This is a genomic window from Bradyrhizobium vignae (assembly GCF_900324035.1).
Classification (GTDB): Bacteria; Pseudomonadota; Alphaproteobacteria; order Rhizobiales; family Xanthobacteraceae; genus Bradyrhizobium; species Bradyrhizobium vignae.
In genome coordinates this window covers 5,507,040-5,532,496 of the sequence record NZ_LS398110.1, presented here as the reverse complement: position 1 = coordinate 5,532,496, position 25,457 = coordinate 5,507,040, and the positions used below count along the sequence as shown (strand labels likewise).

19 protein-coding genes are annotated in these 25,457 nt (G+C 63.9%); 14 read left to right on the top strand and 5 right to left on the bottom strand.

Annotated features, from left to right (window positions below; all coding sequences use genetic code 11):
• Nucleotides 1-136: 136 nt before the first annotated feature.
• Nucleotides 137-1,411, bottom strand: coding sequence for a serine hydrolase domain-containing protein (locus tag BRAD3257_RS26830; protein ID WP_122404377.1), 1,275 nt, complete (start codon nt 1,409-1,411; stop codon nt 137-139).
• 163 nt (nt 1,412-1,574) lie between these two features.
• Here BRAD3257_RS26830 and BRAD3257_RS26825 point away from each other — a divergent pair, with 163 nt between their 5' ends.
• A complete protein-coding gene (locus BRAD3257_RS26825) occupies nt 1,575-2,492 on the top strand; it encodes an intradiol ring-cleavage dioxygenase (protein ID WP_122404376.1) in 918 nt (305 codons plus the stop codon).
• Between the two features lie 15 nt (nt 2,493-2,507).
• On the opposite strand, the gene BRAD3257_RS26820 is transcribed toward BRAD3257_RS26825, so the two are convergent.
• Nucleotides 2,508-4,241, bottom strand: coding sequence for a bifunctional protein-serine/threonine kinase/phosphatase (locus tag BRAD3257_RS26820; RefSeq protein WP_162500622.1), 1,734 nt, complete (start codon nt 4,239-4,241; stop codon nt 2,508-2,510).
• A gap of 59 nt (nt 4,242-4,300) precedes the next feature.
• On the bottom strand, nt 4,301-5,140 hold the full coding sequence (locus BRAD3257_RS26815; RefSeq protein ID WP_122404375.1) for a formate/nitrite transporter family protein: 840 nt from the start codon (nt 5,138-5,140) through the stop codon (nt 4,301-4,303).
• Nucleotides 5,141-5,817: 677 nt separating this feature from the next.
• On the opposite strand from BRAD3257_RS26815, the gene BRAD3257_RS26805 reads away from it, so the two are divergent.
• The 11 genes from BRAD3257_RS26805 to BRAD3257_RS26755 all read left to right on the top strand — a co-directional run bounded on the left by BRAD3257_RS26805 (nt 5,818) and on the right by BRAD3257_RS26755 (nt 19,417).
• Complete coding sequence (locus BRAD3257_RS26805) at nt 5,818-7,134, top strand: CmpA/NrtA family ABC transporter substrate-binding protein (RefSeq protein WP_122404373.1); 1,317 nt, start codon at nt 5,818-5,820, stop codon at nt 7,132-7,134.
• A gap of 59 nt (nt 7,135-7,193) precedes the next feature.
• A complete protein-coding gene (gene ntrB / locus BRAD3257_RS26800) occupies nt 7,194-8,090 on the top strand; it encodes a nitrate ABC transporter permease (RefSeq protein WP_122404372.1) in 897 nt (298 codons plus the stop codon).
• 11 nt (nt 8,091-8,101) lie between these two features.
• On the top strand, nt 8,102-8,896 hold the full coding sequence (locus BRAD3257_RS26795; RefSeq protein ID WP_122404371.1) for an ABC transporter ATP-binding protein: 795 nt from the start codon (nt 8,102-8,104) through the stop codon (nt 8,894-8,896).
• A 340-nt stretch (nt 8,897-9,236) separates the two neighbouring features.
• Nucleotides 9,237-10,616 (top strand): MFS transporter, encoded by a 1,380-nt coding sequence (locus BRAD3257_RS26790; protein WP_122404370.1) that lies wholly within the window; start codon nt 9,237-9,239, stop codon nt 10,614-10,616.
• A gap of 180 nt (nt 10,617-10,796) precedes the next feature.
• The gene (locus BRAD3257_RS26785; RefSeq protein WP_122406770.1) at nt 10,797-11,225 is read left to right on the top strand and encodes a globin family protein; all 429 of its coding nucleotides are present in this window, start codon (nt 10,797-10,799) and stop codon (nt 11,223-11,225) included.
• Nucleotides 11,226-11,235: 10 nt separating this feature from the next.
• Nucleotides 11,236-12,453, top strand: a complete 1,218-nt coding sequence (locus BRAD3257_RS26780) for an NAD(P)/FAD-dependent oxidoreductase (RefSeq protein ID WP_122404369.1) — start codon at nt 11,236-11,238, stop codon at nt 12,451-12,453.
• Between the two features lies 1 nt (nt 12,454).
• Nucleotides 12,455-15,160, top strand: coding sequence for a nitrate reductase (locus BRAD3257_RS26775; protein WP_122404368.1), 2,706 nt, complete (start codon nt 12,455-12,457; stop codon nt 15,158-15,160).
• A gap of 232 nt (nt 15,161-15,392) precedes the next feature.
• Nucleotides 15,393-16,289: an SMP-30/gluconolactonase/LRE family protein gene (locus BRAD3257_RS26770; RefSeq protein WP_122404367.1), complete on the top strand. Its 897-nt coding sequence runs from the start codon at nt 15,393-15,395 to the stop codon at nt 16,287-16,289.
• A gap of 19 nt (nt 16,290-16,308) precedes the next feature.
• Complete coding sequence (locus tag BRAD3257_RS26765; protein WP_122404366.1) at nt 16,309-17,148, top strand: aldo/keto reductase; 840 nt, start codon at nt 16,309-16,311, stop codon at nt 17,146-17,148.
• Nucleotides 17,149-17,290: 142 nt separating this feature from the next.
• Nucleotides 17,291-18,277, top strand: coding sequence for a DMT family transporter (locus BRAD3257_RS26760; protein WP_122404365.1), 987 nt, complete (start codon nt 17,291-17,293; stop codon nt 18,275-18,277).
• A 60-nt stretch (nt 18,278-18,337) separates the two neighbouring features.
• Entirely contained in the window at nt 18,338-19,417 is a 1,080-nt protein-coding gene (locus BRAD3257_RS26755; protein WP_122404364.1) for a zinc-binding dehydrogenase, read from the top strand.
• An 86-nt stretch (nt 19,418-19,503) separates the two neighbouring features.
• Here the strand turns inward: BRAD3257_RS26755 and BRAD3257_RS26750 are convergent, their stop codons facing one another.
• On the bottom strand, nt 19,504-19,965 hold the full coding sequence (locus tag BRAD3257_RS26750) for an Lrp/AsnC family transcriptional regulator (RefSeq protein ID WP_027571162.1): 462 nt from the start codon (nt 19,963-19,965) through the stop codon (nt 19,504-19,506).
• Between the two features lie 132 nt (nt 19,966-20,097).
• Here BRAD3257_RS26750 and BRAD3257_RS26745 point away from each other — a divergent pair, with 132 nt between their 5' ends.
• Both BRAD3257_RS26745 and BRAD3257_RS26740 read left to right on the top strand, forming a co-directional pair.
• Nucleotides 20,098-22,458 carry a transketolase gene (locus BRAD3257_RS26745; protein WP_122404363.1) on the top strand — a complete coding sequence of 787 codons (2,361 nt, stop codon included), beginning with the start codon at nt 20,098-20,100 and terminating at the stop codon, nt 22,456-22,458.
• A gap of 320 nt (nt 22,459-22,778) precedes the next feature.
• Nucleotides 22,779-24,209: an aldehyde dehydrogenase family protein gene (locus BRAD3257_RS26740; RefSeq protein WP_122404362.1), complete on the top strand. Its 1,431-nt coding sequence runs from the start codon at nt 22,779-22,781 to the stop codon at nt 24,207-24,209.
• Between the two features lie 273 nt (nt 24,210-24,482).
• Here the strand turns inward: BRAD3257_RS26740 and BRAD3257_RS26735 are convergent, their stop codons facing one another.
• On the bottom strand, nt 24,483-25,451 hold the full coding sequence (locus BRAD3257_RS26735) for an SMP-30/gluconolactonase/LRE family protein (RefSeq protein WP_122404361.1): 969 nt from the start codon (nt 25,449-25,451) through the stop codon (nt 24,483-24,485).
• Nucleotides 25,452-25,457: the final 6 nt, after the last annotated feature.

Here is a 25,457-nt window from a genome sequence, read left to right as displayed (position 1 = left end):
TCTGATTGGTCATATGCACTAGCTCCGTTTTCGAAGCCGAGCGGGCGTGTGCGTGCAGTGCACAGGCCCGCAAGTTTTCCGCCTTGCTCAAATGAGCGCGATCCCGCAGCCGGTGGCCGCGGGATCGCGCGATCGGTTACAGATTGCTCTCGGTGATTGCGGCGTAGACCATACTGCGCAGCTCGCGCCGGATCGGGTAGGCGCTCGACGGCAGCACCTGCGTCATGAAGATGGTGATCAGCTCCTCGGCCGGGTCGATCCAGAACGAGGTCGTGGCCGCGCCGCCCCAATTGTATTCGCCGGGGCTGCCGGCGATCAGCGTCTCGGCCGGGCGCATGGTCACGGCGAAGCCGAGGCCGAAGCCGATGCCGTTGTAGGTGGCTTCGGAGAACAGCGAGCGCGACACCTCGGGCAGCGCCCCGCCGCCCGGAATATGGTTGGTCGTCATCAGCGCCAGCGTCTTCGGCCCGATCAGCCTGACGCCGCCGAGCTCGCCGCCATTGAGCAGCGCGCGGCAGAAGGTGAGATAGTCGGCGACCGTCGAACACAGGCCGCCGCCGCCGGAGATGAAGGAGGGCGGTGACAGGAACGAGCTCGTGGTCGGATCGTCCTGGAGCGTCAGGCCCTCGCGGCGCTGGCCCGCGTGGAAGGTCATGCCCCCGCCTGGGTCCGCCGAGTAGCAGGCTGCGAAGCGATGAACCTTCGAGGCCGGCACGTGGAAGTCGGTGTCGATCATGCCGAGCGGATCGAGGATGCGTGATTTAAGGAACTGCTCGAACGGCACGCCCGAGATCTTGCCGACGAGGTAGCCGATCACGTCGGTCGCAACCGAGTAATTCCAGGCCTCGCCCGGAGAGAACTCCAGCGGGATCTTTGCGAGGCCCTCGATCATGGTCTGCAGCGTGCCTGATTTCTCGACCTCGCCGATCTTTACAGCGCGATAAGCGGCATCGACATTGGAGCGCTGCTGGAAGCCGTAGGTCAGCCCGGACGTGTGGCGCAGCAGGTCCACGATCAGCATGGGCCGCGACGGCGGCCGCGTCAGGAAGGCCGGGTACGTGCCGGCGACGAACACGCCGAGATCCTTCCATTCCGGAATGTATTTGGCGACCGGCTCGTCGATCGCGACGAGGCCTTCCTCCACCAGCATCATGAAGGCGACGCTGGTGAGCGGCTTGGTCATGGAATAGATGCGGTAGATGGTGTCGTCCTTCACCGGCACCTTGCGCTCGACATCGGCAAAGCCCTGCACCGAACTATGAACCACTTTGCCTCGACGATAGACCAAAAGCTGGGTTCCGGGGAAACGGCCGGCATCGATGTAACGGTTCTTCAGGTGCGCATCGATGCGGTCGAGCGCAGCTTGGGACATGCCGACGGATTCGGGGGAGGCTGGAGTGGGGGCTAGCATGGGAAATCCTCGGGCGGTTCTTGTCGTAAGCCTGATAGCCGAAATCGCCCCCCTCTTCCAAGCCGGTTGCGCTTAACTCCAGCTGGCCTGCTGGTGTAGCCTCTGGCTGAACGCCCCAAGGAAACCGAGAATCCGAAAGCAGAAAAACGGGAAGCACAGCATCATGACCCAGTTCAACGAGAGCGAGCTCACCGAAGCCGTGATCCGGAGCTTCGACAACACGCCGAACCCACGCGCGAAATTCCTGCTCCAGGAGCTGATCAAGTCGCTGCACGATTACGTGAGCAAGACCGGTCTCACCTTCGCGGAATGGGAATATGCCATCGATTTCCTGACCCGAACCGGCCAGAAGTGCACCGATACCCGCCAGGAATTCATCCTGCTGTCCGACGTGCTCGGCGTCTCCATGCTGGTCGACGCGGTCAATCATCGCGACCGCGAGGGCGCGACAGAGACCACCGTGCTTGGCCCGTTCTATGTCGGCGAGCACAAGGTGACCGCGCACGGCACCGACATTTCGTCGAACAATCAGACGGGCGAGCGGATGTTCGTGCAGAGCCGCGTCACCGACCTCAAGGGCAATCCGCTTGCCGGCGTTCCCGTCGATGTCTGGCATGCCGATGATGACGGCTTCTATGATTCTCAGAAGCCGAACTATGACGAGGTCGGCGCCTCGGCACGGGCGCGCTTCATCACCGATGATGATGGACGCTTCTTCTTCGGCACCATCCTGCCGTGCAGTTACCCGATCCCGACCGACGGTCCCGTTGGCGAGATGATCGTGCAGACCAATCGCCACCCGATGCGCCCGGCGCATGTGCACTTCCTGGTGAATGCGAAGGGCTATGAGCCGCTGATCACCCACGTCTTCATCGGTGGCGACAAATATCTGGATTCCGACGTGGTGTTCGGGGTCAAGGACGATCTCATCGCCAAGGTCGAGCCGCGCAACGATCCCGAGATGCCCGACGGCACCAAGACGAGCGGGCGATGGCACCTGATGAGCTACGAATTCCACCTCAAGCCGGGTGGCGGCATGGCGCCGAAGCCACTGGGCGTGAAGGCGGCAGAGCCGGCGTGATCCGGTTTTGTTCGGCTATCGCAGTCGGAGCGCTGCGAGCAGCACGATGACGGCGCAGGCCAGGATCGCCGTGGTCAGCTTCCAGAACAGCAGCGGATTGCGCTCCAGAAGTGGCGTGGTCCGCGTGGCGAGATAGGCCGGATTGGGATTTCGGAGCTCGAAGACGAACTCGGAGAGATCCTCGTGGCGCTTGTAGGGATCGGGATGCAGCGCCTTCCTGAGTGCGCCATCGATCCAGCCCGGGATGCCCCGCTCGGCATCGACCGCAGGGCGGTATCTCAATTTCCACGCGTCCGATCGTCCCCGGATCTTGGCGAGCTGGGCGCCGTAGGGCAGATGCCCGGTGAGCATCTGGTAACAGATGGCGGCCAGCGAGAACATGTCGGATCGGGGCGATCCGCCTTCGCCGAGGAAATACTCCGGCGCCGTATATTGAACGGTGCCGAGAATTTCCGTGTCGGCCGATCTCGGCGCCGCTTCGGCAACCCCTGCGACCCTGACCGATCCGAAGTCGATGATCTTCGCGGTGCCGGTCTTGTCGATCAGGACGTTGTCCGGCCTGAGATCCTGATGCAGCATCTCCATGCGATGGAAGGCGCGAAGCCCGGTGGCGATCTGCTCGACGATCCTGCGCACCGTCTCCAGATCGGGGCGCGGGTTGTCCAGCATCCACTGCCGCAGCGTCTGTCCCTCGACGAACTCGGTCGCGACGTAGAGATAGTTGCGCCGCGTCGATTTCGACCGCGGTTTGAGCACGTACGGACTGTCGATCCGCCGCGCGATCCATTCCTCCATGAGGAAACGTTTCAGATAGGCCTGGTTGTCGCGCAGGTCGATCGACGGAATCTTGAGCGCGACCGTTTCCTCGGTCTCCGTATCGACCGCGAGATAGATGTGGCTGCGGCTGCTGCCGTGGATCTCCCGGATGATCCGGTAGCCATCGAACACAGCCCGGGGCTCCAACAGAGGCGGTAGGGGCAGCGTCGAGGTCCGATCGAAGACCCCCGTTTCCTCCGGCACCGCATCGATCCGTAGGATCTGGACAGTGATGTTGTCGTCGCTGCCGCGCCGGTAAGCTTCCTCGACGATGGCTTTTGCAGCACGATCGAGGTCGCCGGCAAGTTCGGCGATGACGCCGGTCACGAAACGCTGATCGACGAATTCGTAGGCGCCGTCGGTCGCCAGCAGGAAGGTGTCGCCGGCCTGGATCTCGAGGGTCTGGTAGTCGATCTCGAGCTGCGGATTGATGCCGAGCGCACGGCCGAGATAGGTCTGCTCCGACGACACGATGATGCGGTGATCGTCGGTCAGCTGCTCGAGCGCCCTGCCGGCGACGCGGTAGATGCGGCAGTCGCCGACGTGGAAGATGTGCGCGGTGGCCGTCTTGATGACCATGGCGCTGAGCGTGCAGACATAGCCCTTGTCGCGGTCATAGGCATATTGGCTCCTGCGCGTCTGCGCATGCAGCCAGGAATTGGTCGCCTCCAGCACACGCCGGGCGGAGGTCTTCACCGTCCAGGATTCCGACGTGCAGTAATAGTCCATCAGGAAGCTCTTGACCGCCGACTCGCTGGCGATCTGGCTCACGCTGCTGCTGGAGATGCCGTCGGCGAGGACAGCTGCGATGCCCTTCAGGCTGAGCAGCGGCTCCTCCGGAATCAGGACGCCGTGAAAATCCTGATTGAGGGGCTTGCGACCCTTGTCGGAATGTTGGCCGACCGAAATCAGGAGTCCGCGGGGCATCGTCATCACCGGCAAAGGGGAGCCTCACCCTGATCGGGCGAGGCCGCCCGTCGAGACGTCTTCGATCAGGCCGCAACGCGGGGCTTCGCAGCCTTGTCGGCCTGGCGCTTCGGCAGGGTCAGGACGTGGGTGGCGTAGAGCGTCATGCCGGTGAAGGCGAGGCCGCCGACGAGGTTGCCGAGCACGGTCGGGATCTCGTTCCAGATCAGATAGTCCATGATCGAGAACTTGGCGTGCAGCATCAGGCCCGACGGGAACAGGAACATGTTCACCACGGAATGCTCGAACACCATGTAGAAGAACACCAGGATCGGCATCCACATTGCGATGACCTTGCCGGAGACCGAGCTCGAGATCATGGCGCCGACGACGCCGGTGGAGACCATCCAGTTGCAGAGCATGCCGCGCATGAACAGCGTCGCCATGCCGGCCGCACCATGCGCGGCATAGCCCAGCGTTCGGCCTTCGCCGATATTGCCGATGGCGGTGCCGATCTTGTCGGGCGCCTGTGTGAAGCCGAAGGTCGTGACGAAGGCCATCATGAAGGCCACGGTGAAGGCGCCGGCGAAATTGCCGACGAAGACGAGGCCCCAGTTGCGCAGCACGCCACCGAGCGTGACGCCCGGGCGCTTGTCGATCAAGGCGAGCGGAGAGAGCACGAACACGCCGGTCAGGAGGTCGAAGCCCAGCAGATAGAGCATGACGAAGCCGACCGGAAACAGCAGCGCGCCGACCAGCGGCTGGCCGGTGTTCACGTTGATGGTGACGGCGAACCAGGCGGCGAGCGCGAGGATGGCGCCGGCCATATAGGCCCGGATGACGGTATCCCGGGTGGACATGAAGATCTTGGACTCGCCTGCATCCACCATCTTGGTGACGAATTCCGAAGGCGCGAGATACGACATCAATGGTTCCTTTGCTTCGTAAGTGAGATCGACACGCCCCTGGCGAGAGCGCGGCTGAACGTCATCGGCCGTGCGGGCTGGCCTGCCGCGCACGAGGATTATGGAATGTCTGGAAGCCTTGGGAATCGCGTCACGAGGACTGAGCCGGGAGGGCCGCGAAGCAGTTGAGCTTCCGGGATGCAGCCGCCAGAGGCTGCAACAATGCGGCAAGCCGCAGTCTTCGTTGACGCCAATGAAGAAGCAAGTTGCGTGCCGCCGAGACGCGCAGGAAAAATAAAGTCATATCAAAGTGATGCGTCTCTCGCCGACTTCGGTCGGAGGCGCTCGGCAGCCTCCTGCTTAAGCGACTGCACAAGCTTTGTGCGTCGCACAAGGATTGAGCAGTGCGCAAATTTCGCAAGCGGGACCAGCCTGCGACAGTCTGGCACCGTGCATCTAAGTTACTAAATTTCTTGATATTTTGGCAGCGCTGAGCTTGGCACGAAGCTTGAATAGTTCCAGGCCGACGCCATTGAAGCCGTCCCGCGAGACTTCTCATCCGATTTTGCTGACGCCACCCGAACGGGGGACTCCCCCGTCATGCGTTCGCATGCGCCTTTTTCTGGCGTCACGGACGGACGGGCTGCTCGTGCGCACTGACGCAATCATTCGCAACGACGCAAAGGACGACACCACCGATGACCAAGCGCATTCGCCGGCCCTCCGAGACTGGCCTCAGCCGCCGTCAATTGTTGAAAGCCGCCGGCTCTACCGCTGCCCTTCTCGCCGCCGCCAAGTTCAATTTCCCCGCCGGCGCCTTCGCGCAGGATGCGGGCCCGGAGGTCAAGGGCGCCAAGCTCGGCTTCATTGCGCTGTCCGATGCCGGCCCGCTGTTTGTCGCCAAGGACAAGGGTCTCTTCGCCAAATACGGTATGCCTGATGTCGACGTGCAGAAGCAGGCCTCCTGGGGCACCACGCGCGACAACCTCGTGCTCGGCTCCGAGGGCAACGGCATCGACGGCGCGCATATCCTCACACCGATGCCGTATCTGATCTCGGCCGGCAAGGTGACGCAGAACAACCAGCCGACGCCGATGTACATCCTGGCGCGGCTCAATCTCGACGCCCAATGCATCTCGGTCGCCAAGGAATATGCCGATCTCAAGCTCGGCACCGATGCTGCGCCGTTCAAAGCGGCGCTGGAAAAGAAGAAGGCCTCCGGCAAGGCCGTAAAGGCCGCGATGACCTTCCCCGGCGGCACGCACGACCTCTGGATCCGGTATTGGCTCGCCGCCGGCGGTATCGACCCCGACAAGGACATCGAGACCATTGTGGTGCCGCCGCCGCAGATGGTGGCCAACATGAAGGTCGGTACCATGGACTGCTTCTGCGTTGGCGAGCCGTGGAATCTCCAGCTCGTCCACCAGGACATCGGCTACACCGCGGTCAATACCGGCGAGATCTGGAACAAGCATCCGGAGAAATCGTTCGGCATGCGCGCCGCCTTCGTCGACAAATATCCGAAGGCGACCAAGGCGATCCTGATGGCGGTACTGGAGGCCCAGCAATGGGCTGACAAGGCCGAGAACAAGCAGGAGCTCGCCACCATCATGGCCAAGCGGCAGTGGATCAACTGCCCGGTCGAGGACGTCTACGACCGTACCGCCGGCAAGTTCGACTACGGCAACGGCAAGGTGGTCGAGAACTCTCCGCACATCATGAAGTACTGGCGCGATCATGCCTCCTATCCATTCCAGAGCCACGATCTCTGGTTCCTCACCGAGGACATCCGCTGGGGCAAGTACGAGGCGAACTTCGACACCAAGGCGCTGATCGCCAAGGTCAACCGCGAGGACATGTGGCGCGATGCGGCCAAGACTCTCGGCGTCGCCGCTGCCGACATTCCCACCTCCACCTCGCGCGGCAAGGAGACCTTCTTCGACGGCAAGGTGTTCGATCCCGAAAATCCGGCTGCCTATCTGAAGTCGCTCGCGATCAAGCGCGTCGAAGTCTGATGGAGCCAGCGGCCGCCCATTGGGCGGCCGCGTCCTTGCCAAGCCGGAGAGAGATAGCGATGAACATGACTGCCACGAAGATCGAGGGTGAGACCGCGACGCCTGCCGCAACCGTCGCGCCAGTCGTCGCGCTGACGCCGAAGCGTCCTCCGCGCACTGAGGCTTACGCACGCATGGCACGCGAGACGGCCGTGCGCGTGATCCCGCCGCTGGTCGTGATCGCGCTGCTCACGCTGGTGTGGGAGCTGGTCTGCCGGAGAGCCGGCTCGGCACTGCCGCCGCCGTCAAAAGTGTTTGCGGACACCAGGGAGCTGATCTTCGATCCGTTCTTCGATCATGGCGGCATCGACAAAGGCTTGTTCTGGCATCTGTCCGCCAGTCTTCAGCGCGTCGCTTTCGGCTACTCGCTCTCGGCGGTCGCAGGCATCGCGCTCGGCGTTCTGGTCGGGCAGTCGGTCTGGGCGATGCGCGGGCTCGATCCGTTGTTCCAGGTGCTCCGCACCATTCCGCCGCTGGCCTGGCTGCCGCTCTCGCTCGCGGCATTCCGCGACGGCCAGCCCTCGGCGATCTTCGTCATCTTCATCACCTCGATCTGGCCGATCATCATCAACACCGCGGTCGGCATCCGAAACATTCCTCAGGATTACCGCAACGTCGCCGCGGTGGTGCAGCTCAACCCGCTCGAGTTCTTCGCAAAGATCATGATCCCGGCGGCGGCGCCCTACATCTTCACCGGCCTTCGCATCGGCATCGGCCTGTCGTGGCTTGCGATCGTCGCAGCCGAAATGCTGATCGGCGGCGTCGGCATCGGCTTCTTCATCTGGGACGCGTGGAACTCCTCGCATATCGGCGAGATCATCCTGGCGCTGTTCTATGTCGGCATCGTCGGCTTCGTGCTGGACCGCCTGATCGCGGGCCTCGGCAAGTTCGTCACCCGCGGCACCGCGCAGAACTGAGGAGAAGGTACATGACCGCCTATCTGAAGCTCGACCACATCGACAAGGTCTTCACCCGCGGCGTCGCCTCCACGGAGGTGCTGAAGGACATCAATCTCACGATCGAAAAGGGCGAATACGTCTCGATCATCGGCCATTCCGGCTGCGGCAAGTCGACCCTGCTCAACATCATCGCAGGGCTGACCGGCGCCACCACGGGCGGCGTGCTGCTGGAGAACCGCGAGGTGAACTCGCCGGGGCCTGATCGCGCCGTGGTGTTTCAGAACCACAGCCTGCTGCCGTGGCTGACCGTCTACGAGAACGTCAAGCTCGGCGTCGACAAAGTCTTCGCCAAGACCAAGTCGCGCGCCGAGCGCGAGGCCTGGGTGATGCACAATCTCAACCTCGTGCAGATGGCCCATGCCAGGGACAAGCGTCCTTCGGAAATCTCCGGCGGCATGAAGCAGCGCGTCGGCATCGCGCGGGCGCTGGCCATGGAGCCGAAGGTGCTGCTGCTGGACGAGCCGTTCGGCGCGCTCGACGCGCTGACCCGCGCCCATCTGCAGGACTCGGTGATGGCGCTGCATCAGAAGCTCGGCAACACCATTCTGATGATCACCCACGACGTCGACGAGGCCGTGCTGTTGTCCGACCGCATCGTGATGATGACGAACGGGCCGAGCGCGCGCATCGGCGAGGTGTTGGAGGTGCCGCTGGCGCGCCCCCGCAAGCGGCTCGAGCTCGCGACCAACACCACGTATTTGAAGTGCCGGCAGCGCGTGCTCGAATTCCTCTACGAGCGTCACCGCTTCGTAGAGGCCGCGTAAGCCAAGGTTTAATGCGCGAAACGTCCGCGCCTAAATAATCGACACCTCGCTCAATCCTTGTGCGGCGCACAAGGATTGAGCGAATCGCAAATTTTGCGAGCGAAAAAGCCCTGCAAGAATTTCGGGCAATACGAATAACATCCTGAAATCCCTGCATTTCCAGCGTGCGCGCAATTGGCACGGAAATTGAACCGTCTTTGCGCGACGCCAACGAAGACGTCCCTCAACATCATCAATCAGCATCGTGAACTCGCCACCGAGGTGAAGCCTCGGAGCGTGCCTCCGTGGCCCGGAGGCCAAGCCTGCAACGACGCAGCGGTGAGCCTAGAAGGGATACTCAATGACGAAGAATCCTACTTGGATTTCAGACTGGCGCCCCGAAGATGAGGCGTTCTGGAATGCGACTGGCAAGACCATCGCGCGACGCAACCTGATCTGGTCGATTGTGGCCGAGCATATTGGCTTCTCGGTCTGGCTGATCTGGAGCATCGTGACCACCAAACTTCCGCTGGCGGGCTTCCACTACACCACGGACCAGCTGTTCCAGCTCGTCGCGGTGCCGGGCCTGATCGGCGCCTTGATGCGCTTTCCCTACACCTTCGCGGTGACGACGTTCGGCGGCCGTAACTGGACCATCTTCAGCGCGGCGATCCTGTTCATCCCGACGCTGTCGCTCGCCTATTTCGTCAGCCAGCCCGACACGCCGTTCTGGCTGATGTTGCTGATCGCGTCGACCGCCGGTCTTGGTGGCGGCAACTTCGCCTCAAGCATGACCAACATCTCCTTCTTCTTCCCCGACCGGATGAAGGGATGGGCGCTGGGCCTCAACGCCGCCGGCGGCAATATCGGCGTTTCCAGCGTGCAGCTCTTGACCCCGATCCTGATGACGCTCGCCGTCTTCAATCTGTTCCAAGCCACTCCCGTTGACGGCATCTTCCTCCAGAATGCCGGCCTGATGTGGGTGCTGCCGATCGCGATCGCGGTGTTCGGTGCGGTGTTTTTCATGAACAATCTCACCACGGCCAAGTCTTCGGTGAAGAACCAGCTCGCCATCGTCAAGCGCAAGCACACCTGGATCATGGCGTATCTCTACATCGGTACGTTCGGGTCCTTCATCGGCTACTCCGCGGCATTTCCGCTGCTGATCAAGACGCAGTTTCCGACGGTGACGATCGCGATCGCCTTCCTCGGCCCGCTGGTCGGCTCGCTGTCGCGTCCGCTCGGCGGCTGGCTTGCCGACAGGATCGGCGGTTCGATCATCACCTTCTGGAATTTCATCGTTATGGCGGGCGCCACCATCGGCGTGCTCTACTTCGTCGGGCAGAAGGATTTCATCGGCTTCCTGTCGATGTTCCTGATCCTGTTTGTGACGACGGGCATCGGCAACGGCTCCACCTACCGCATGATCCCCTCGATCTTCCGCGAGGAGAGCCTGTTCAAGGTGCGCGGTAAGGGCGATGTCGCGCGTGCGGCTGCCCTGAAGGCCGCGGGCATCGAGAGCGGCGCGGCGGTCGGCTTCATCGGCGCGATTGGTGCCGTCGGCGGCTATCTGATCCCGAGCGGTTTCGGCAAGTCGATCGCCATGACCGGCGGGCCGCAGCTCGCGCTCGCAATCTATCTCGCCTTCTACGGATCCTGCCTCGCTCTGACCTGGTGGTTCTACCTGCGTCGCGGCCCGCAGGGGGAAGGCGCGCCAAGCCTCGCCGAAGCGCGTGTGTAGAGCATGATCCGGAAAAGTGTGAAGCGGTTTTCCGACCAGATCATGCTCAGAAGATAGACACTTGGCACGAATGTCGCTTCTCCCCGTACGCGGGGAGGAGTCCCTCTGGTGACGTTTGACCCATGAACTTTTTCCGCAATGGCGCGGACGAAGGCAGACCGAAACGGACAGGAGAACATCATGACGCCAGAACAGATCACTCTCATTCAGCAGAGCTTTTCCAAGGTTGCGCCGATGTCGGAGCAGGCCGCGGTTCTGTTCTACGATCGTCTGTTCGAGGTGGCTCCGTCCGTGCGCGCGATGTTTCCCGAGGACATGACCGAACAGCGCAAGAAGCTGATGGGCATGCTCGCCGCCGTCGTCGGCGGCCTGTCGAACCTCGAGACGATTCTTCCCGCGGCCTCGGCGCTCGCCAAGCGTCACGTCGCCTATGGCGCCAAAGCCGAGCACTACCCCGTGGTCGGCGCCACCTTGCTGTGGACCCTGGAGAAGGGGCTTGGCCAAGCCTGGACGCCCGAACTCGCCACTGCCTGGACCGACGCCTATGGCGTGTTGTCCGGTTACATGATTTCCGAGGCCTACGGCGCACAAGCGCAGGCCGCCGAATAGGAGATGCCTTGTGAGTGAACCGCTGGTCATCGTCGGTAACGGTATGGCGGCCGCGCGTCTGGTCGACGAGCTCGCCAAGACCGCGCTCGGCCGCTACGCGGTCGCCGTGATCGGTGACGAACCGCGGCTCGCTTACAACCGCGTGCTGCTCTCCTCCGTGCTGGCCGGTGAGACCGGCTCGCACGAGATCGAGCTCAGGCCGGCGGACTGGTGGCGTCATCGCGGCGTCACGGTGCGCTACGGCTATCGCGTGACCGAGATCGATGTCGGCCGCCGCGAGCTCAAGATCGCCGGCGAAGAGAGCATGGAATATTCCAAGCTGGTACTCGCCACGGGATCGACGCCGCTGCGGCTCAACGTGCCGGGCGCCGATCTCGCCGGCGTGCACACCTTTCGCGATACGCGCGACGTCGACCTGCTGTTGACGCTGGCTGCGGCGAAGAAGCGCGTCGTCGTCATCGGTGGCGGACTGCTCGGACTCGAGGCTGCCTACGGTCTCGCCAAGGCCGGTGCCCCCGTGACGCTGCTGCATCTGATGGACCGGCTGATGGAGCGCCAGCTCGATGCGCCCGCGGCCGACCTGCTCAAGATGTTGGTCGAGCGCAAGGGCATCCGCATCCTGCTCAACGCCAGCACGAAGTGCATCCACGGCGACGGTCATGTCCAGGCTGTCGAGCTCGCCGACGGCAGCCGCATCGAGGCCGATGCGGTGATCTTCGCCGCCGGCATCAAGCCGAACGTCGCGCTGGCGAAAGAGGCGGGGATCGCGGTCAATCGCGGCGTCGTCGTCAACGACGTCATGCAGACCTCCTCGTCCGACATTTTCGCGCTCGGCGAATGCGCCGAGCATCGCGGCACCTGCTACGGCCTGGTCGAGCCCGCCTATGAGCAGGCTCGCGTGCTGGCACGGCATCTCGCCGGCCGGCCCGCCGCTTATCAGGGCAGCGTGGTCTCGACCAACCTCAAGGTCTCCGGCGTCAGCGTGTTCTCCGCCGGTGACTTCATGGGCGGGGAGGGCAGCGAGAGCCTCGTGCTGTCGGACCGCAGGCGCGGCACCTACAAGAAGCTCGTCATCGCCGACGGCCGGCTCACCGGCGCGGTGCTGATCGGCGATACCGTCGATGCGCTCTGGTACCTCGAGCTGATCCGCAATCGCGACAAGGTGGCGGCGATCCGCACCGACATGATGTTCGGCCGCGCGCTGGCGCTCCCTTCGAAAGCGGCTTGATATGACGGCGATCGATCCAAATCTCCGCACCACCAAGACGACGTGCCCCTATTGCGGAGTCGGCTGCGGCGTGCTGGCGACGCCGGACGGCAGGGGCGGCGCGGCGATCGCGGGCGATCCTGATCATCCCGCCAATTTCGGCCGGCTGTGCTCCAAGGGCTCTGCGCTCGGCGAGACCGTCGGGCTCGAAAGCCGGCTGCTCTACCCGATGATCCGCTGCAAGGGCGTGCTGGAGCGGGTCGCCTGGAGCGATGCGCTCGACCATGTCGCCCACCGCATGCAGCACATCGTGGCGCGCGACGGCGCCGATGCGGTCGCCTTCTATCTCTCCGGCCAGCTCCTCACCGAGGACTATTACGTTGCCAACAAGCTGATGAAAGGCTTTGTCGGCACGGCGAACGTAGATACCAACTCGCGGCTGTGCATGTCGTCCTCGGTTGCCGGCCATCGCCGCGCCTTCGGCGCCGACACCGTGCCCGGCTGCTACGAGGATCTCGACCAGGCCGACTTGCTCGTCTTCGTCGGCTCGAATGCGGCCTGGTGCCATCCGGTGCTGTTCCAGCGCATGCTGAAGAACCGTGGGGAGCGCGGCGCGCGCATGATCGTGATCGATCCGCGCCGCACCGACACCGCGAGCGATGTCGATCTCTTCCTCGGCCTCAAGCCCGGCACCGACACCGCGCTGTTCTCCGGCCTGTTCGTCCATCTCGCCGACAACGGCGCGCTCGATCAGGATTACATCGCGCAGAACACGAGCGGATTCGACGATGCGCTGGCGCGTGCGCGGGGCATTGCCGGCAGCGTCACCGCGACGGCGCTTGCCACGGGCCTGTCCGAGCAGGACGTCGCCAACTTCTTCAAGATGTTTCGCGAGACCGCGAAGGTCGTCACGCTCTATTCGCAGGGGGTCAACCAGTCGGCGCAGGGCACCGACAAGGTCAACGCGATCCTGAACTGCCATCTTGCCACGGGCCGCATCGGCAAGCCTGGTGCCTCGCCGTTCTCGCTCACGGGCCAGCCCAACGCGATGGGCGGCCGCGAGGTCGGCGGCCTCGCCAACATGCTCGCCGCTCACATGGGTTTCACGCCGCCCGACATCGATCGTGTCAGGCGGTTCTGGAAGGCGCCGCGCATTGCGACCCATGAGGGATTGAAGGCGGTGCAGCTGTTCGAGGCGATCAACCGCGGCGAGGTCAAGGCGCTGTGGGTGATGGGCACCAACCCGGCGGTGTCGCTGCCAGATGCCGACATGGTTCGCAATGCGCTGAAGAAGCTCGAACTGTTCGTCATCTCCGAGAACGTGCTCTCCAACGACACCGTCGAGGCCGGCCCGCACGTGCTGCTCCCGGCGCTGGCCTGGGGCGAGAAATCGGGCACGGTGACGAATTCCGAGCGGCGCATCTCGCGCCAGCGCTCGTTCCTGCCGGCGCCGGGCGAGGCGCGCCCCGATTGGTGGATCTTGAGCGAGACCGCAAAGCGCCTCGGCTTCGGCGACAGTTTCAACTACAAATCCGCCGCGGACATATTCCGCGAGCATGCCGCGCTCTCGGCCTTCGAGAACGACGGCAGCCGCGATTTCGACATCGGCGCGCTGACCTCGCTGTCGGACGAAGCGTTCGATGCGTTGAGGCCGGTGCAGTGGCCGGTGCGGGAAGGCGGGCTGCCTGGCGAGCGGTTCTTCGCGCAAGGCGGCTTCTTCACCAATGACGGCAAGGGCCGCTTCGTCGCGCCGGAGGTGCCGGCGCTGCGCGGCGAGACGGGGCCGGCGCGCCCCTTGCGGCTCAACACCGGGCGCATCCGCGACCAATGGCACACCATGACGCGCACGGGTCTCAGCCAGCGGCTGGGCGCGCATCTGCCCGAGCCGTTTGTCGAGATCCATCCCGACGACGCCAGCAAATACGGCATCGCTCATGACAGCTATGCCCGGATCACCACCGATTACGGCCAGTGCATCCTGAAGGCTGTCGTCAGCGAAGGGCAGCAGCGCGGCACGCTGTTCGTGCCGATCCACTGGAGCGCGATGAACACCTCGCATGGCCGGGTTGGTGCGCTGGTGCAGTCCTTCACCGACCCGTTCTCCGGGCAGCCGGAATCCAAAGCGACGCCGGCTGCGATCGTGCCCTATGAATTCGTGTTCCGCGGGTTTGCGCTGTCGCGCAAGCAGCTGGACCTGCCGCCAAACCTGTTGTGGACCCGCGTCACGGTCGCCGGCGGCTTCGGCTATCTGTTCGCCGACAACGCAGATCTTTCGCGCTGGCCCGCCTGGCTCGAGAACGTCGCGGGCGAAGACGTTGCCGAATATCGCGACTTCGGCGGCGGGGTCTATCGCGCCGCCTCGTTCGCGGGCGACCGCATCGACACCTGCCTGTTCGTCGGGCCCGCGCACGACGCCGGCGATTGGGAGGTGGTCAAGAGCCTGTTCGTCGCCGATCAAGTCAACGACGATCAGCGCCGCATGCTGCTATCGGGCAAGTCCAGCGAAGGCGCCGCCTCGACCGGCCCGATCGTCTGCGCCTGCTTCGGCGTCGGCCGCGGCACCATCTGCGACACCATTGCTGGCGGCGCGCGCACCGCCGCCGAGATCGGCGCCAAGCTCAAGGCAGGTACCAATTGCGGCTCCTGCATCCCCGAGCTGAAGCGTTTGATTGCGGCGACGGAGGTCGTGCCGGCGAAGCAGGCGAAGGTCGCGGGCGCGGCGGGGTAGGGGCGTCGTTCCCGGTCGTCGCCGCGGACTCTGCTGTCATCGCCCGGCTTTGACCGGGTGATCCAGTACTCCGAGACGGCAGTGGGTCATCGAGAAGCTGCGGCGTACTGGATTCCCCGCCTTCGCGGGGAATGACAGTGAGGGCGGGGCGGCCATGCCCCGCCCCAATCGACGCGCCCCCCGATTGTGCCCTATGCTGCCGCGCTCCGCCTCAACATCCATAACAACAATCATGTACCTGGAAACGCCGCCGCGCCTGATCGAGACCAGGCTGTTCTCCGCAATGCCGGACAAGTTTCGCCGCAAGGGCGTGCGAACCGATTGGGCCGATGCCAACCGGCCGAACATCCCGACCGATAGTTTCATCGAGGGGCCGTCATTCGACAGGGACGGCAATCTCTACATCGTCGACATTCCCTTCGGTCGCATTTTCCGTATCGCGCCCGATGGCGATTGGTCGCTCGTAGTCGAATATGAGGGCTGGCCGAACGGGCTGAAGATCGCAGCCGGCGGCCGCATCCTGGTGGCCGACTACATGCACGGCATCATGGAGCTCGATGCCAGAGCCGGGCGCGTCAAGCCCATCCTGACCGCGCGCAATTCGGAATCGTTCCGCGGCTGCAACGACCTGCACCTTGCGTCCAATGGCGACATTTATTTCACCGACCAGGGCCAGACCGGCCTGCATGATCCCAGCGGCCGGGTCTATCGGCTCGCATCGAATGGACGGCTCGATTGCCTGATCGACACCGGCATCAGCCCGAACGGCCTCGTGCTCGACCCGACCGAGACCGTGCTGTTCGTCGCCATGACGCGCGACAACGCGGTGTGGCGGATGCCGTTCATGAAGGATGGCAGCGTGTCGAAGGTCGGTCGCTTCTGCTCGCTGTTCGGCACCAGCGGCCCCGATGGCATGACCATGGATGCCAAGGGCCGGCTGTTCGTCGGCCACGCTTCGCTCGGCCACGTCTTCGTATTCGCGCCTAACGGCGAACTGATCGCGCGGATCAAGTCCTGCGCGGGACCGAATTGCACCAATGTGGCGATTGGTGGCGAAAACAAGGATCGGCTCTATATCACGGAGTCCTCGACCGGCAGCGTGCTGGTCGCGGATATCAGCGGTCTCTAGAGCACCTGAAGGAATAAACATGAACACAAACCCTTTCGGCAAGACCGGCGCCAACGTTTCCGTCATCGGGCAGGGCACCTGGTATCTCGACCACGGCGACCGCAAGCGCGCGATCGCGGCGCTTCAGCGCGGGCTCGATCTCGGCATGACTCATATTGACACTGCCGAAATGTATGGCGATGCCGAGCTCGTCATTGCGGATGCGATTGCAGGCCGGCGCGATGAGGTGTTCCTCGTTTCAAAAGTGCTGCCGAGCAACGCCTCGCGCCGGGGAACCATCACGGCGTGCGAGCGCTCGCTGAAGCGGCTCAAGACCGATCGTCTCGATTGCTACCTGCTGCACTGGCGCGGTTCCTATCCGCTGGAAGACACCGTCGCGGCATTCGAGGAACTGGTGAAATCAGGCAAAGTCAAATCCTGGGGCGTCTCAAATTTCGATGCCGACGATCTGGACGAGATTCTCGCTGTCTCCGGCGAAGGGCGGATCGCCTGCAATCAGGTGCTCTATCATCTGAAGGAACGCGCCATCGAGCATGCCGTGATCCCGTGGTGCGTGCAGCATGGCGTGGCCGTCGTCGCCTATTCGCCATTCGGCCACGACGATTTTCCGGCGAGCAACACCAGGGGCGGCGCGGTGCTCGCGCGCATCGCGGAGGCGCGTCGTGCGACGCCGCGTCAGGTCGCGCTGAGCTTCCTCACCCGTGCGACTACGGTGTTTGCGATCCCGAAGGCGTCATCCGCGGAACACGCCGGGGAAAACGCGGAGGCTGGCGATCTCGTGCTGACGAAAGAGGAGATTGCGGCGCTCGATGCGGCGTTTCCGCGCGGGCCGCAGCCGCGCAGCCTGCCAATGTTGTAGTGCAGCAAACGCGCATTATTAATGGAGCATTGACGCGCGCGGCGATCAGCGCATATCGGCATCCTGTTTTCGGAAGTTGTGAACGCGGCGCATTTGTCGTTTTTTAGAGGCGCTCGATTCGCTTTTTTCCCGAGTTCCAGTCGTGACCCCGCCGCCAGCCGCAGCCGCAAGGCTCGACAGTATTTCCGTGCCCGTCCCCGAGAAGAAGCATGTCGGCCGCCGCGCACCTGCGCGCGTCGACCATCCCTTCAAGGGCATCGCACTGATCTTGCTTTCGACCGTGTTTCTCGGCTGCTCCGACACCGCCGCGAAATATCTCTCGACCAGCCTGCCTTCGATCGAGATCACCTGGATCCGCTTCCTCACCTTCGCGCTGATCTTCACGCCGGTGATGCTGCGGTCCTCGCCGTACTACGCGATGCGCACCGAGCGTCCCGGATTGCACGTGATGCGCGGCGCGGTGCTGCTCGGCTCCTCGTTGTTCTTCATTACGGGCCTCGGCTTCCTGCCGATCGCGGAGGCGTCCGCCACCGGCTTCGTCGCGCCGCTGTTCGTCACTGCGCTCTCGATCGTCTTCCTCGGCGAGAAGGTCGGCATGCGCCGCTGGTTCGCGACCGCGCTCGGCCTCGTCGGCGTGCTGATCATCCTGCGCCCGGGCACCAGCGCGTTTCATCCAGCGGCGTTCTTCCCCGTCGTCTCCGCGGCCTGCTGGGCCGGCACGCTGATCCTGACGCGGATGATGAGCGGGCGGGAAGCCGTCGTCACCACCATGGCCTATTCCTCGCTGACCGGCCTTGCGATCCTCACCGCAATCGTGCCGTTCGTCTGGGTGACGCCATCCTGGACCGCGATCGCACTCGGCATCTTCATCGGGGTTGCCTCGACCGCCGGTCAGTGGATCGTCGTGCTGGCCTATCGCTATGGCGATGCTTCGGTGCTGGCGCCGTTTTCCTACTCGCAGTTGTTGTGGGTCAGCATTCTCGGTTTCTTCATCTTCGGCGAGGTGCCGAGCATCTGGACCATCGTCGGCGCGGCCTTCATCGTCGCGAGCGGTCTCTACATCGCCCATCGCGAGCGCGTCCGCCGCGCCCAGCTCCTGGTTCTGGAAGAGCGCTCCCCGAACGCCTGACGCAATATCGCGGTTTCCACTTCGTGCTATCAAAGGCTCCAACGATGAGGGAGGAGCCCGATGCGCGCCGCGATTTTCAGGAACGGAGAGATTGTCGTCGATCGGATCGCTGAGCCGAAACCCGGCAATGGTCAGGTCCTGGTCAAGACGCTCGCCTGCGGCATCTGCGGCTCCGATTTGCATGCACGTCAGCACGCCCCCCGCATGGTCGAGATGGCGCGGAAAGTCGGGCGCAAGCCGATGGACCTTAGCCGTGACGTCGTGTTCGGGCACGAGTTCTGCTGCGAGATCGTCGATTACGGTCCCGGCACGGCACGCAGGCTCAAGCGGGGCACACACGTCTGCTCGCTGCCGGCGCTGGTGACACCTGGGGGTGTCGAAGGCATCGGCTATTCCAACGACAACGTCGGTGGCTATGCGGAGGCGATGCTGCTGAGTGAAGCGCTGCTGCTCGAGGTGCCCAACGGACTTGCGCCGGAGCACGCCGCGCTCACCGAGCCGCTGGCGGTCGGCGTCCACGCCGTCGCCAAAGCCAATATAAGCGGCGGCGAAGTGCCGCTCGTGATCGGCTGCGGCCCCGTCGGGCTCGCGGTGATCGCCGCACTCAAGATCAGGGGCCTGCATCCGATCGTCGCTGCCGATTATTCCCCGGCGCGTCGCGCGCTGGCGGCAAAGCTGGGTGCCGACATCGTCGTCGATCCCAGAGTTTCGCAGCCCTACGCGACCTGGGCGGAGCACGCGCAGATGTCGGAAGCCGAGAAGGCGGCGCGGTCCCCGTTCCAGGCCATGCAGCCGGCGCTCAAGCCCGCGATCATCTTCGAATGTGTCGGCGTGCCCGGGTTGCTCCAGCAGGTGTTCGAAGGTGCCCCGCGCGATGCGCGCATCGTCGTGGTCGGCGTCTGCATGGAGACCGACAGAAGCGAGCCGATGCTCGGCATCATGAAGGAGCTCAATGTGCAATACGTGCTCGGCTACACGCCGGAGGAATTCGCGGCGTCACTTCGGCTGATTGCCGAGGGGCAGGTGGATGCGGCGGCGATGGTGACGGCGAAGGTCGGCATCGACGGCGTCGCGAAAGCCTTCACGGATCTCGCCAACCCTGAAGCCCACACCAAGATCATCGTGCAGCCGTGGCGATGATGGTGTAGCCGCAGCGGCAGTGCGCTCCCTCCCCCGCATCCGTCTTCGCCAAGGCTTCGGCGGACAAGAGCGGTGACCAACGGCCATCACACCGGCAGTGCGATCGAATACTTCACCTGGCTCAGCGCAAAGCTCGATTCGATCGAGGCGATGCCGTCGAGCCGGGTCAGCTTGGTCTTCAGGAATGTCTCGTAGGAGGCGAGGTCGGCAGCGACGACGCGCAGCAGATAGTCGCGATTGCCGGTCATCAGATAGCACTCCAAGACCTCGTCCCATTTGGAGATGGCACGGGCGAAGCGGTTGAGGTCCTCCTCCTTCTGCCGCGCCAGCTTGATCGAGATGAAGACGCTGACATGCAGCCCCAGCGCCTTCTGATCCACGGTCGCGACGTAGCGCGAGATGACGCCGCGCTCCTCCAGCAGCTTGACCCGGCGGTGGCAGGGCGAGACCGAGAGCCCGACCTTGTCGGCGAGCTCCTGCATGGTCAGGCGGCTGTCGTTCTGGAGGTGGCTGAGGATCTTGCGGTCGATGGCGTCGAGCTCGGGCATTGGGATGGAACCTGCATCTCGCGGCACTACATTGGTAAAATATCCCAAAATCGGTGGGTATGGCGCGAAAAATTGAGAAGTTTGACGCGGCTCGCAGGCGTATGATCGGTGCATATTTCCCGGAGCATCGCCATGCCCGTTGATTCCGCCCGTCTCGACACGTTGACCGCGCTCGCCCGCAAGACGCTGTGGCTGTCCTCCTGGACCATCCACCACGCCAACCATGTTCGTCCCAATGCGGATGGCCTCAAGGTCGGGGGCCACCAGGCCTCGTCCGCCTCGCTCGCGACCATCATGTCGGCGCTGTATTTCCATGTGCTGCGCCCTGAGGATCGCGTCGCGGTGAAGCCGCATGCGAGCCCGGTGTTCCACGCCATCCAGTATCTGTTCGGCCGCCAGACCCGCGAGAAACTGGAGAACTTTCGCGGCTTCAAGGGCGCGCAGTCCTATCCCTCGCGCACCAAGGACGTCGACGACGTCGATTTCTCCACCGGCTCGGTCGGCCTCGGCGTCGCGCAGACGCTGTTCTCTTCGCTGGTTCAGGACTACGTCAAGGCACACGGCTGGATGAAGGATCGGCGCGAGGGGCGGATGATTGCCCTCGTCGGCGATGCCGAGATGGACGAGGGCAACATCTTCGAAGCGCTTGCCGAGGGCTGGAAGCACGGCCTGCGCAACACCTGGTGGGTGGTCGACTACAACCGCCAGTCGCTCGACGCCGTCGTGCGCGAGGGGCTCTGGGAAAAGTTCGAGACCATGTTCCGCAATTTCGGCTGGGACGTGGTGATCGTGAAATACGGCCGCCTGATGCGCGAGGCATTTGCGGAACCAGGCGGCGAGGCGCTCAAGCGCTGGATCGACAATTGCCCGAACGCACTCTATGCGGCGCTGTGCTTCCAGGGCGGTGCTGCCTTCCGAAAGCATCTGCATGACGAGATCGGCGACCAGGGCCCGATCACCAAACTGATCGACAAGCGCAGCGACGAGGAGCTGCTGGCGCTGATGTCGAATCTCGGCGGCCACGATATGGCGAGCATGCTGGAGGCTTTCGACTCCATCGACCACGATCGCCCCGTCTGCTTCATTGCCTACACCATCAAGGGCGTCGGCCTGCCATTCCAGGGCCACAAGGACAACCACGCCGGCCTGATGACCGTTGCGCAGATGGAGAAGTATCGCGACAGCCAGAACATCCGGCCCGGCCATGAATGGGACAAGTTCGAAGGGCTGACGCAGGATGCGGCCGAACTGGAAGCTTTCCTCGCGCGGGCGCCGTTCAATCAGGACGGCCGCCGGCTGACGGCTCCCGTCGTCGAGGTGCCCCAACTCACGTTCAAGCCATCGCCGCAGATGTCGACCCAGCAGGGCTTTGGCCTCGTGCTGAACGAGATCGCGCGCAGCGACAGCGAATTGGCAAAGCGTATCGTCACGACCTCGCCCGACGTCACCGTCTCCACCAATCTCGGCCCGTGGGTGAACCGGCGCGGCCTATTCGCCCGCGCGGAGAAAGCGGACTTATTCCGCAGCGAGAAAATTCCATCGACCTATAACTGGGATGCTTCGCCCAAGGGCCAGCATCTCGAGCTCGGCATTGCCGAAATGAACCTCTTCATCATGCTCTCGGCGCTCGGCCTGTCGCACCAGATGAATGGCGAGCGCCTGCTGCCGGTCGGCACGCTCTACGATCCCTTCATTGAGCGGGGTCTCGATGCGCTGAACTATGCCTGCTACCAGGATGCACGCTTCATGGTGGCGGCGACGCCGTCCGGCATCACGCTCGCGCCCGAGGGCGGCGCGCATCAGTCGATCGCAACGCCCTTGATCGGCATGGCGCAGGATGGGCTCGCCTCGTTCGAGCCGGCCTTCGTCGACGAGCTCGCCGTGATCATGGCTTTCGGCTTTGATCACATGCAGCGCGATCCAGGCGAGGGCGGCTCGGTTTACTTGCGCCTCTCCACGCGCAGCATCGAGCAGGCGCAGCGGATCGTGACGCCGGAGCTGAGGCAGGGCATCACGGATGGCGCCTATTGGCTGCGCAAGCCGGGCCCGAATGCCGAGGTCGTGATCGCCTATACCGGCGCAGTCGCGCCCGAGGCCATCGAGGCGACCGGCTTCATCGGCGAGAGCCGCCGCGACGTCGGCCTGCTCGCGATCACCTCGGCCGACCGGCTGCATGCCGGTTGGACCGCCGCACGGAAATTGCGCCGCGACCGTCGCGGTCTGCAGCATCTCAGCCACATCGAGAAACTGCTGGCGCCGCTGCCGCGCGACTGCGGCATCGTGACCGTGATCGATGGCCATCCTGCCGCGCTCGGCTGGCTCGGCAGCGTCCGCGGCCATCGCGTCGAGGCGCTCGGCATCGAGCAGTTCGGCCAGACCGGCACCATCGCTGACCTGTATCGGCATTACGGTATCGATGCCAATGCCATCATCGATGCGGCCGAGAGCCTCACCACCGGCGCGCCGGTGCTGCATCGGAAGATGGCGGTGTAGTCGAGGTAACTGCCTGCATGGGCCCCGGCTCTGCAGCGCATCACTGAACTGGACGATGCTTCGCATCGCCAGGGAAGTGCTGCGCTACGTCCGGGGCAAGCGAGTGTTTGCACGCGCTCTGATCTCGTGTCCCGGACAAGGCGCGACATGAAATGTCGCGACGCTGAGCCGAGCCGCGCTTGCCTCGCTCCCGCCATCGGCTCATATAACCTCCGCTCGCCGCAACGCTGGCCCCGCATATGGCGGGTTCAACTGCCGGCGCTTTCGTGCAAGGATGCCTGCCGAAACGCCCCCTCCAAGCCCCCAAGAAGAGGTTAACGATGGTCAATCGCATGCAATTCTACATCGACGGCGCCTGGGTCGATCCCGCCGTCAAGAAGTCCACCGCCGTGATCAATCCGGCGACGGAAGAGGCGATGTACGAGGTTGCGCTGGGCTCCAAGGCCGATGTCGACAAGGCGGTCGCGGCCGCCAAGCGCGCTTTTGCGACGTTCTCCCAGACCAGCCGCGAGGAGCGCGTCGCGCTGCTGTCTAAAATCATCGAGATCTACAAGGGCCGTCTGAAGGAAATCGGTGCCGCCGTCTCCGACGAGATGGGTGCGCCGCTGCCGATGGCCGAGAAGCTGCAGGCCGGCGCTGGCCTTGGCCATCTGATGACCACGCTCGACGTGCTCAAGAACTATCATTTCGAGGAGCCGGTCGGCACCGCCATGGTGCTGCGCGAGCCGATCGGGGTGGTCGGCATGATCACTCCCTGGAACTGGCCGCTCAACCAGATCGCCTGCAAGGTCGCGCCTGCGCTCGCCGCCGGCTGCACGATGATCCTGAAGCCGTCGGAGTTCACCCCGACCTCGGCGCTGATCTTCGCGGAAATCCTGCATGAGGCCGGCGTGCCGAAGGGCGTGTTCAATCTCATCAATGGTCTCGGGCCCGAGGTCGGCGCCGCCATGAGCGAGCACCCCGATATCGACATGATCTCCTTCACCGGCTCGACCCGCGCCGGCATCGACGTGGCAAAGCGCGCGGCTCCCACCGTGAAGCGCGTCAGTCAGGAACTCGGCGGTAAGTCGCCGAACGTCATCCTCGAAGGCGCGGACCTGCAGAAGGCAGTGACCGGCGGCGTGATGCACATGTTCAACAACTCCGGCCAGTCCTGCAACGCGCCCTCGCGCATGATCGTGCCGCTGTCGAAGATGAAGGAAGTCGCCGCGATCGCGAAGGCCGTCGCCGACAAGACCAAGGCCGGCGATCCGCGCGGCGAAGGCACCACCATCGGTCCGGTCGTCAATCGCGGCCAGTGGGACAAGATCCAGGCCTTGATCAAGAAGGGCATCGACGAGGGCGCAACGCTCGTCGCCGGCGGCCCGGGCCTGCCCGAGGGCGTCAACAAGGGCTTCTACGTCCGTCCGACCATCTTCGCCGACGTCACCAACGAGATGACGATCGCCCGCGAAGAAATCTTCGGGCCGGTGCTGACCATCATCGGCGCCAAGGACGAAGCCGACGCCGTGCGCATCGCCAACGACACGCCCTATGGTCTCGCCGGCTACGTCTCGGGCCCGACGGTCGATGACGCCAAGCGCGTCGCGCGCCAGATCCGCGCCGGCAACGTCAACCTCCAGGGCGTACCCAACGACCGCACCGCGCCGTTCGGCGGCTACAAGCAGTCCGGCAACGGCCGCGAGTGGGGCAAGTACGGCCTCGAGGACTTCCTCGAAGTGAAGGCGGTCGCCGGCTTCAACGCGGCGTAAGTTTCAGCGACCGAACGGACAAAGCGCCGGAGCGGGAAACCGCTCCGGCGTTTTTTTTCGTTTCGTCATTGCGAGCGAAGCGAAGCAATCCAGAATCCTTCCGCGGAGACAGTCTGGATTGCTTCGCTTCGCTCGCAATGACGAAAGAGGATCTCGTAAGATGGGCAAAGGCGCGCTCTTCGCGTGACGTGCCCACCATCTTTCTTGCGACGAGTAAGAAAGGTGGGCACGCTTTTCGTCTTGCCCCCCTACGAGACCGTCACGGTGGAGAGCCTATCCCCCCACCGCGCCCTGCGTGTTCACATACAGCGCATAGATCGACTGGCTCGCCGCCATGAACAGGCGGTTGCGCTTGACGCCGCCGAAGCAGAGATTGGCGCAGCGTTCGGGCAGGGCGATGCGGCCGATCATGACGCCGTCGGGCGCGAACACGACGATGCCGTCGAGCTCGGGATCGCCCATGCCCCAGCCGCACCAGAGATTGCCGTCGATGTCGCAGCGCATGCCGTCGGGCGTGCCGGGACCTGCGTCGATGTGAACGCGCTTGTTCGAGATCGTGGTGCCTTCAGGCGAGACGTCATAGGCGAGGATCTTTCGGTTCGGCACCCCACGCGATTCCACGACATAGAGGATCTTCTCGTCGGGCGAGAAGCACAGCCCATTCGGCCCCAGCACACCCTCGGCGACGATGGTCGCCTTGCCGGTCGCTGGATCGAACCGGTAGACGTTCGGCTCGATCTCGGGCTCGGCCTTGTAGCCCTCGTAATTGCCGAGCAGGCCGAAGGTCGGGTCGGTGAACCAGATCGAGCCGTCCGATTTAACGACGACATCGTTCGGCGAGTTCAACCGCTTGCCGTTGAATTGATCCATCAGCACGGTGATGCTGCCGTCATATTCGGTGCGCACCACGCGACGGCCGCCATGCTCACAGGTGATCAGCCGGCCCTGGCGATCCCTGGTGTTGCCGTTGGCGAAGTTGGAAGGTTTGCGGAACACGCTGACCGCGCCAGTTTCTTCCTCCCATTTGAGGATACGCTGGTTTGGAATATCGCTGCAGAGCAGATAACGCCCGTCGCCGAACCACACCGGCCCTTCGGCCCAGCGCAGGCCGGTCGCCAGCCGCTCCACCGCCGAAAGCTTCAGCCAGTATTTTTCGAAGCGGGGATCGAGTGCTCTTATCGCGGGGTCAGGGTAATAGGTCGCCGGGCGCCAGCCTTGGTTATGGGACGATGCATCGTTCATGTGCGG

What these genes read in the sequence shown, in the direction of transcription:
- BRAD3257_RS26745 (WP_122404363.1), top strand. Translation starts at nt 20,098, where the DNA reads ATGCCCGTTGATTCCGCCCGTCTCGACACGTTGACCGCGCTCGCCCGC.
- BRAD3257_RS26795 (WP_122404371.1), top strand. Translation starts at nt 8,102, where the DNA reads ATGACCGCCTATCTGAAGCTCGACCACATCGACAAGGTCTTCACCCGC.
- BRAD3257_RS26815 (WP_122404375.1), bottom strand. Translation starts at nt 5,140, where the DNA reads ATGTCGTATCTCGCGCCTTCGGAATTCGTCACCAAGATGGTGGATGCA.
- BRAD3257_RS26830 (WP_122404377.1), bottom strand. Translation starts at nt 1,411, where the DNA reads ATGCTAGCCCCCACTCCAGCCTCCCCCGAATCCGTCGGCATGTCCCAA.
- BRAD3257_RS26785 (WP_122406770.1), top strand. Translation starts at nt 10,797, where the DNA reads ATGACGCCAGAACAGATCACTCTCATTCAGCAGAGCTTTTCCAAGGTT.
- BRAD3257_RS26805 (WP_122404373.1), top strand. Translation starts at nt 5,818, where the DNA reads ATGACCAAGCGCATTCGCCGGCCCTCCGAGACTGGCCTCAGCCGCCGT.
- BRAD3257_RS26790 (WP_122404370.1), top strand. Translation starts at nt 9,237, where the DNA reads ATGACGAAGAATCCTACTTGGATTTCAGACTGGCGCCCCGAAGATGAG.
- BRAD3257_RS26820 (WP_162500622.1), bottom strand. Translation starts at nt 4,241, where the DNA reads ATGACGATGCCCCGCGGACTCCTGATTTCGGTCGGCCAACATTCCGAC.
- ntrB (WP_122404372.1), top strand. Translation starts at nt 7,194, where the DNA reads ATGAACATGACTGCCACGAAGATCGAGGGTGAGACCGCGACGCCTGCC.
- BRAD3257_RS26750 (WP_027571162.1), bottom strand. Translation starts at nt 19,965, where the DNA reads ATGCCCGAGCTCGACGCCATCGACCGCAAGATCCTCAGCCACCTCCAG.
- BRAD3257_RS26755 (WP_122404364.1), top strand. Translation starts at nt 18,338, where the DNA reads ATGCGCGCCGCGATTTTCAGGAACGGAGAGATTGTCGTCGATCGGATC.
- BRAD3257_RS26740 (WP_122404362.1), top strand. Translation starts at nt 22,779, where the DNA reads ATGGTCAATCGCATGCAATTCTACATCGACGGCGCCTGGGTCGATCCC.
- BRAD3257_RS26775 (WP_122404368.1), top strand. Translation starts at nt 12,455, where the DNA reads ATGACGGCGATCGATCCAAATCTCCGCACCACCAAGACGACGTGCCCC.
- BRAD3257_RS26765 (WP_122404366.1), top strand. Translation starts at nt 16,309, where the DNA reads ATGAACACAAACCCTTTCGGCAAGACCGGCGCCAACGTTTCCGTCATC.
- BRAD3257_RS26770 (WP_122404367.1), top strand. Translation starts at nt 15,393, where the DNA reads ATGTACCTGGAAACGCCGCCGCGCCTGATCGAGACCAGGCTGTTCTCC.
- BRAD3257_RS26825 (WP_122404376.1), top strand. Translation starts at nt 1,575, where the DNA reads ATGACCCAGTTCAACGAGAGCGAGCTCACCGAAGCCGTGATCCGGAGC.
- BRAD3257_RS26735 (WP_122404361.1), bottom strand. Translation starts at nt 25,451, where the DNA reads ATGAACGATGCATCGTCCCATAACCAAGGCTGGCGCCCGGCGACCTAT.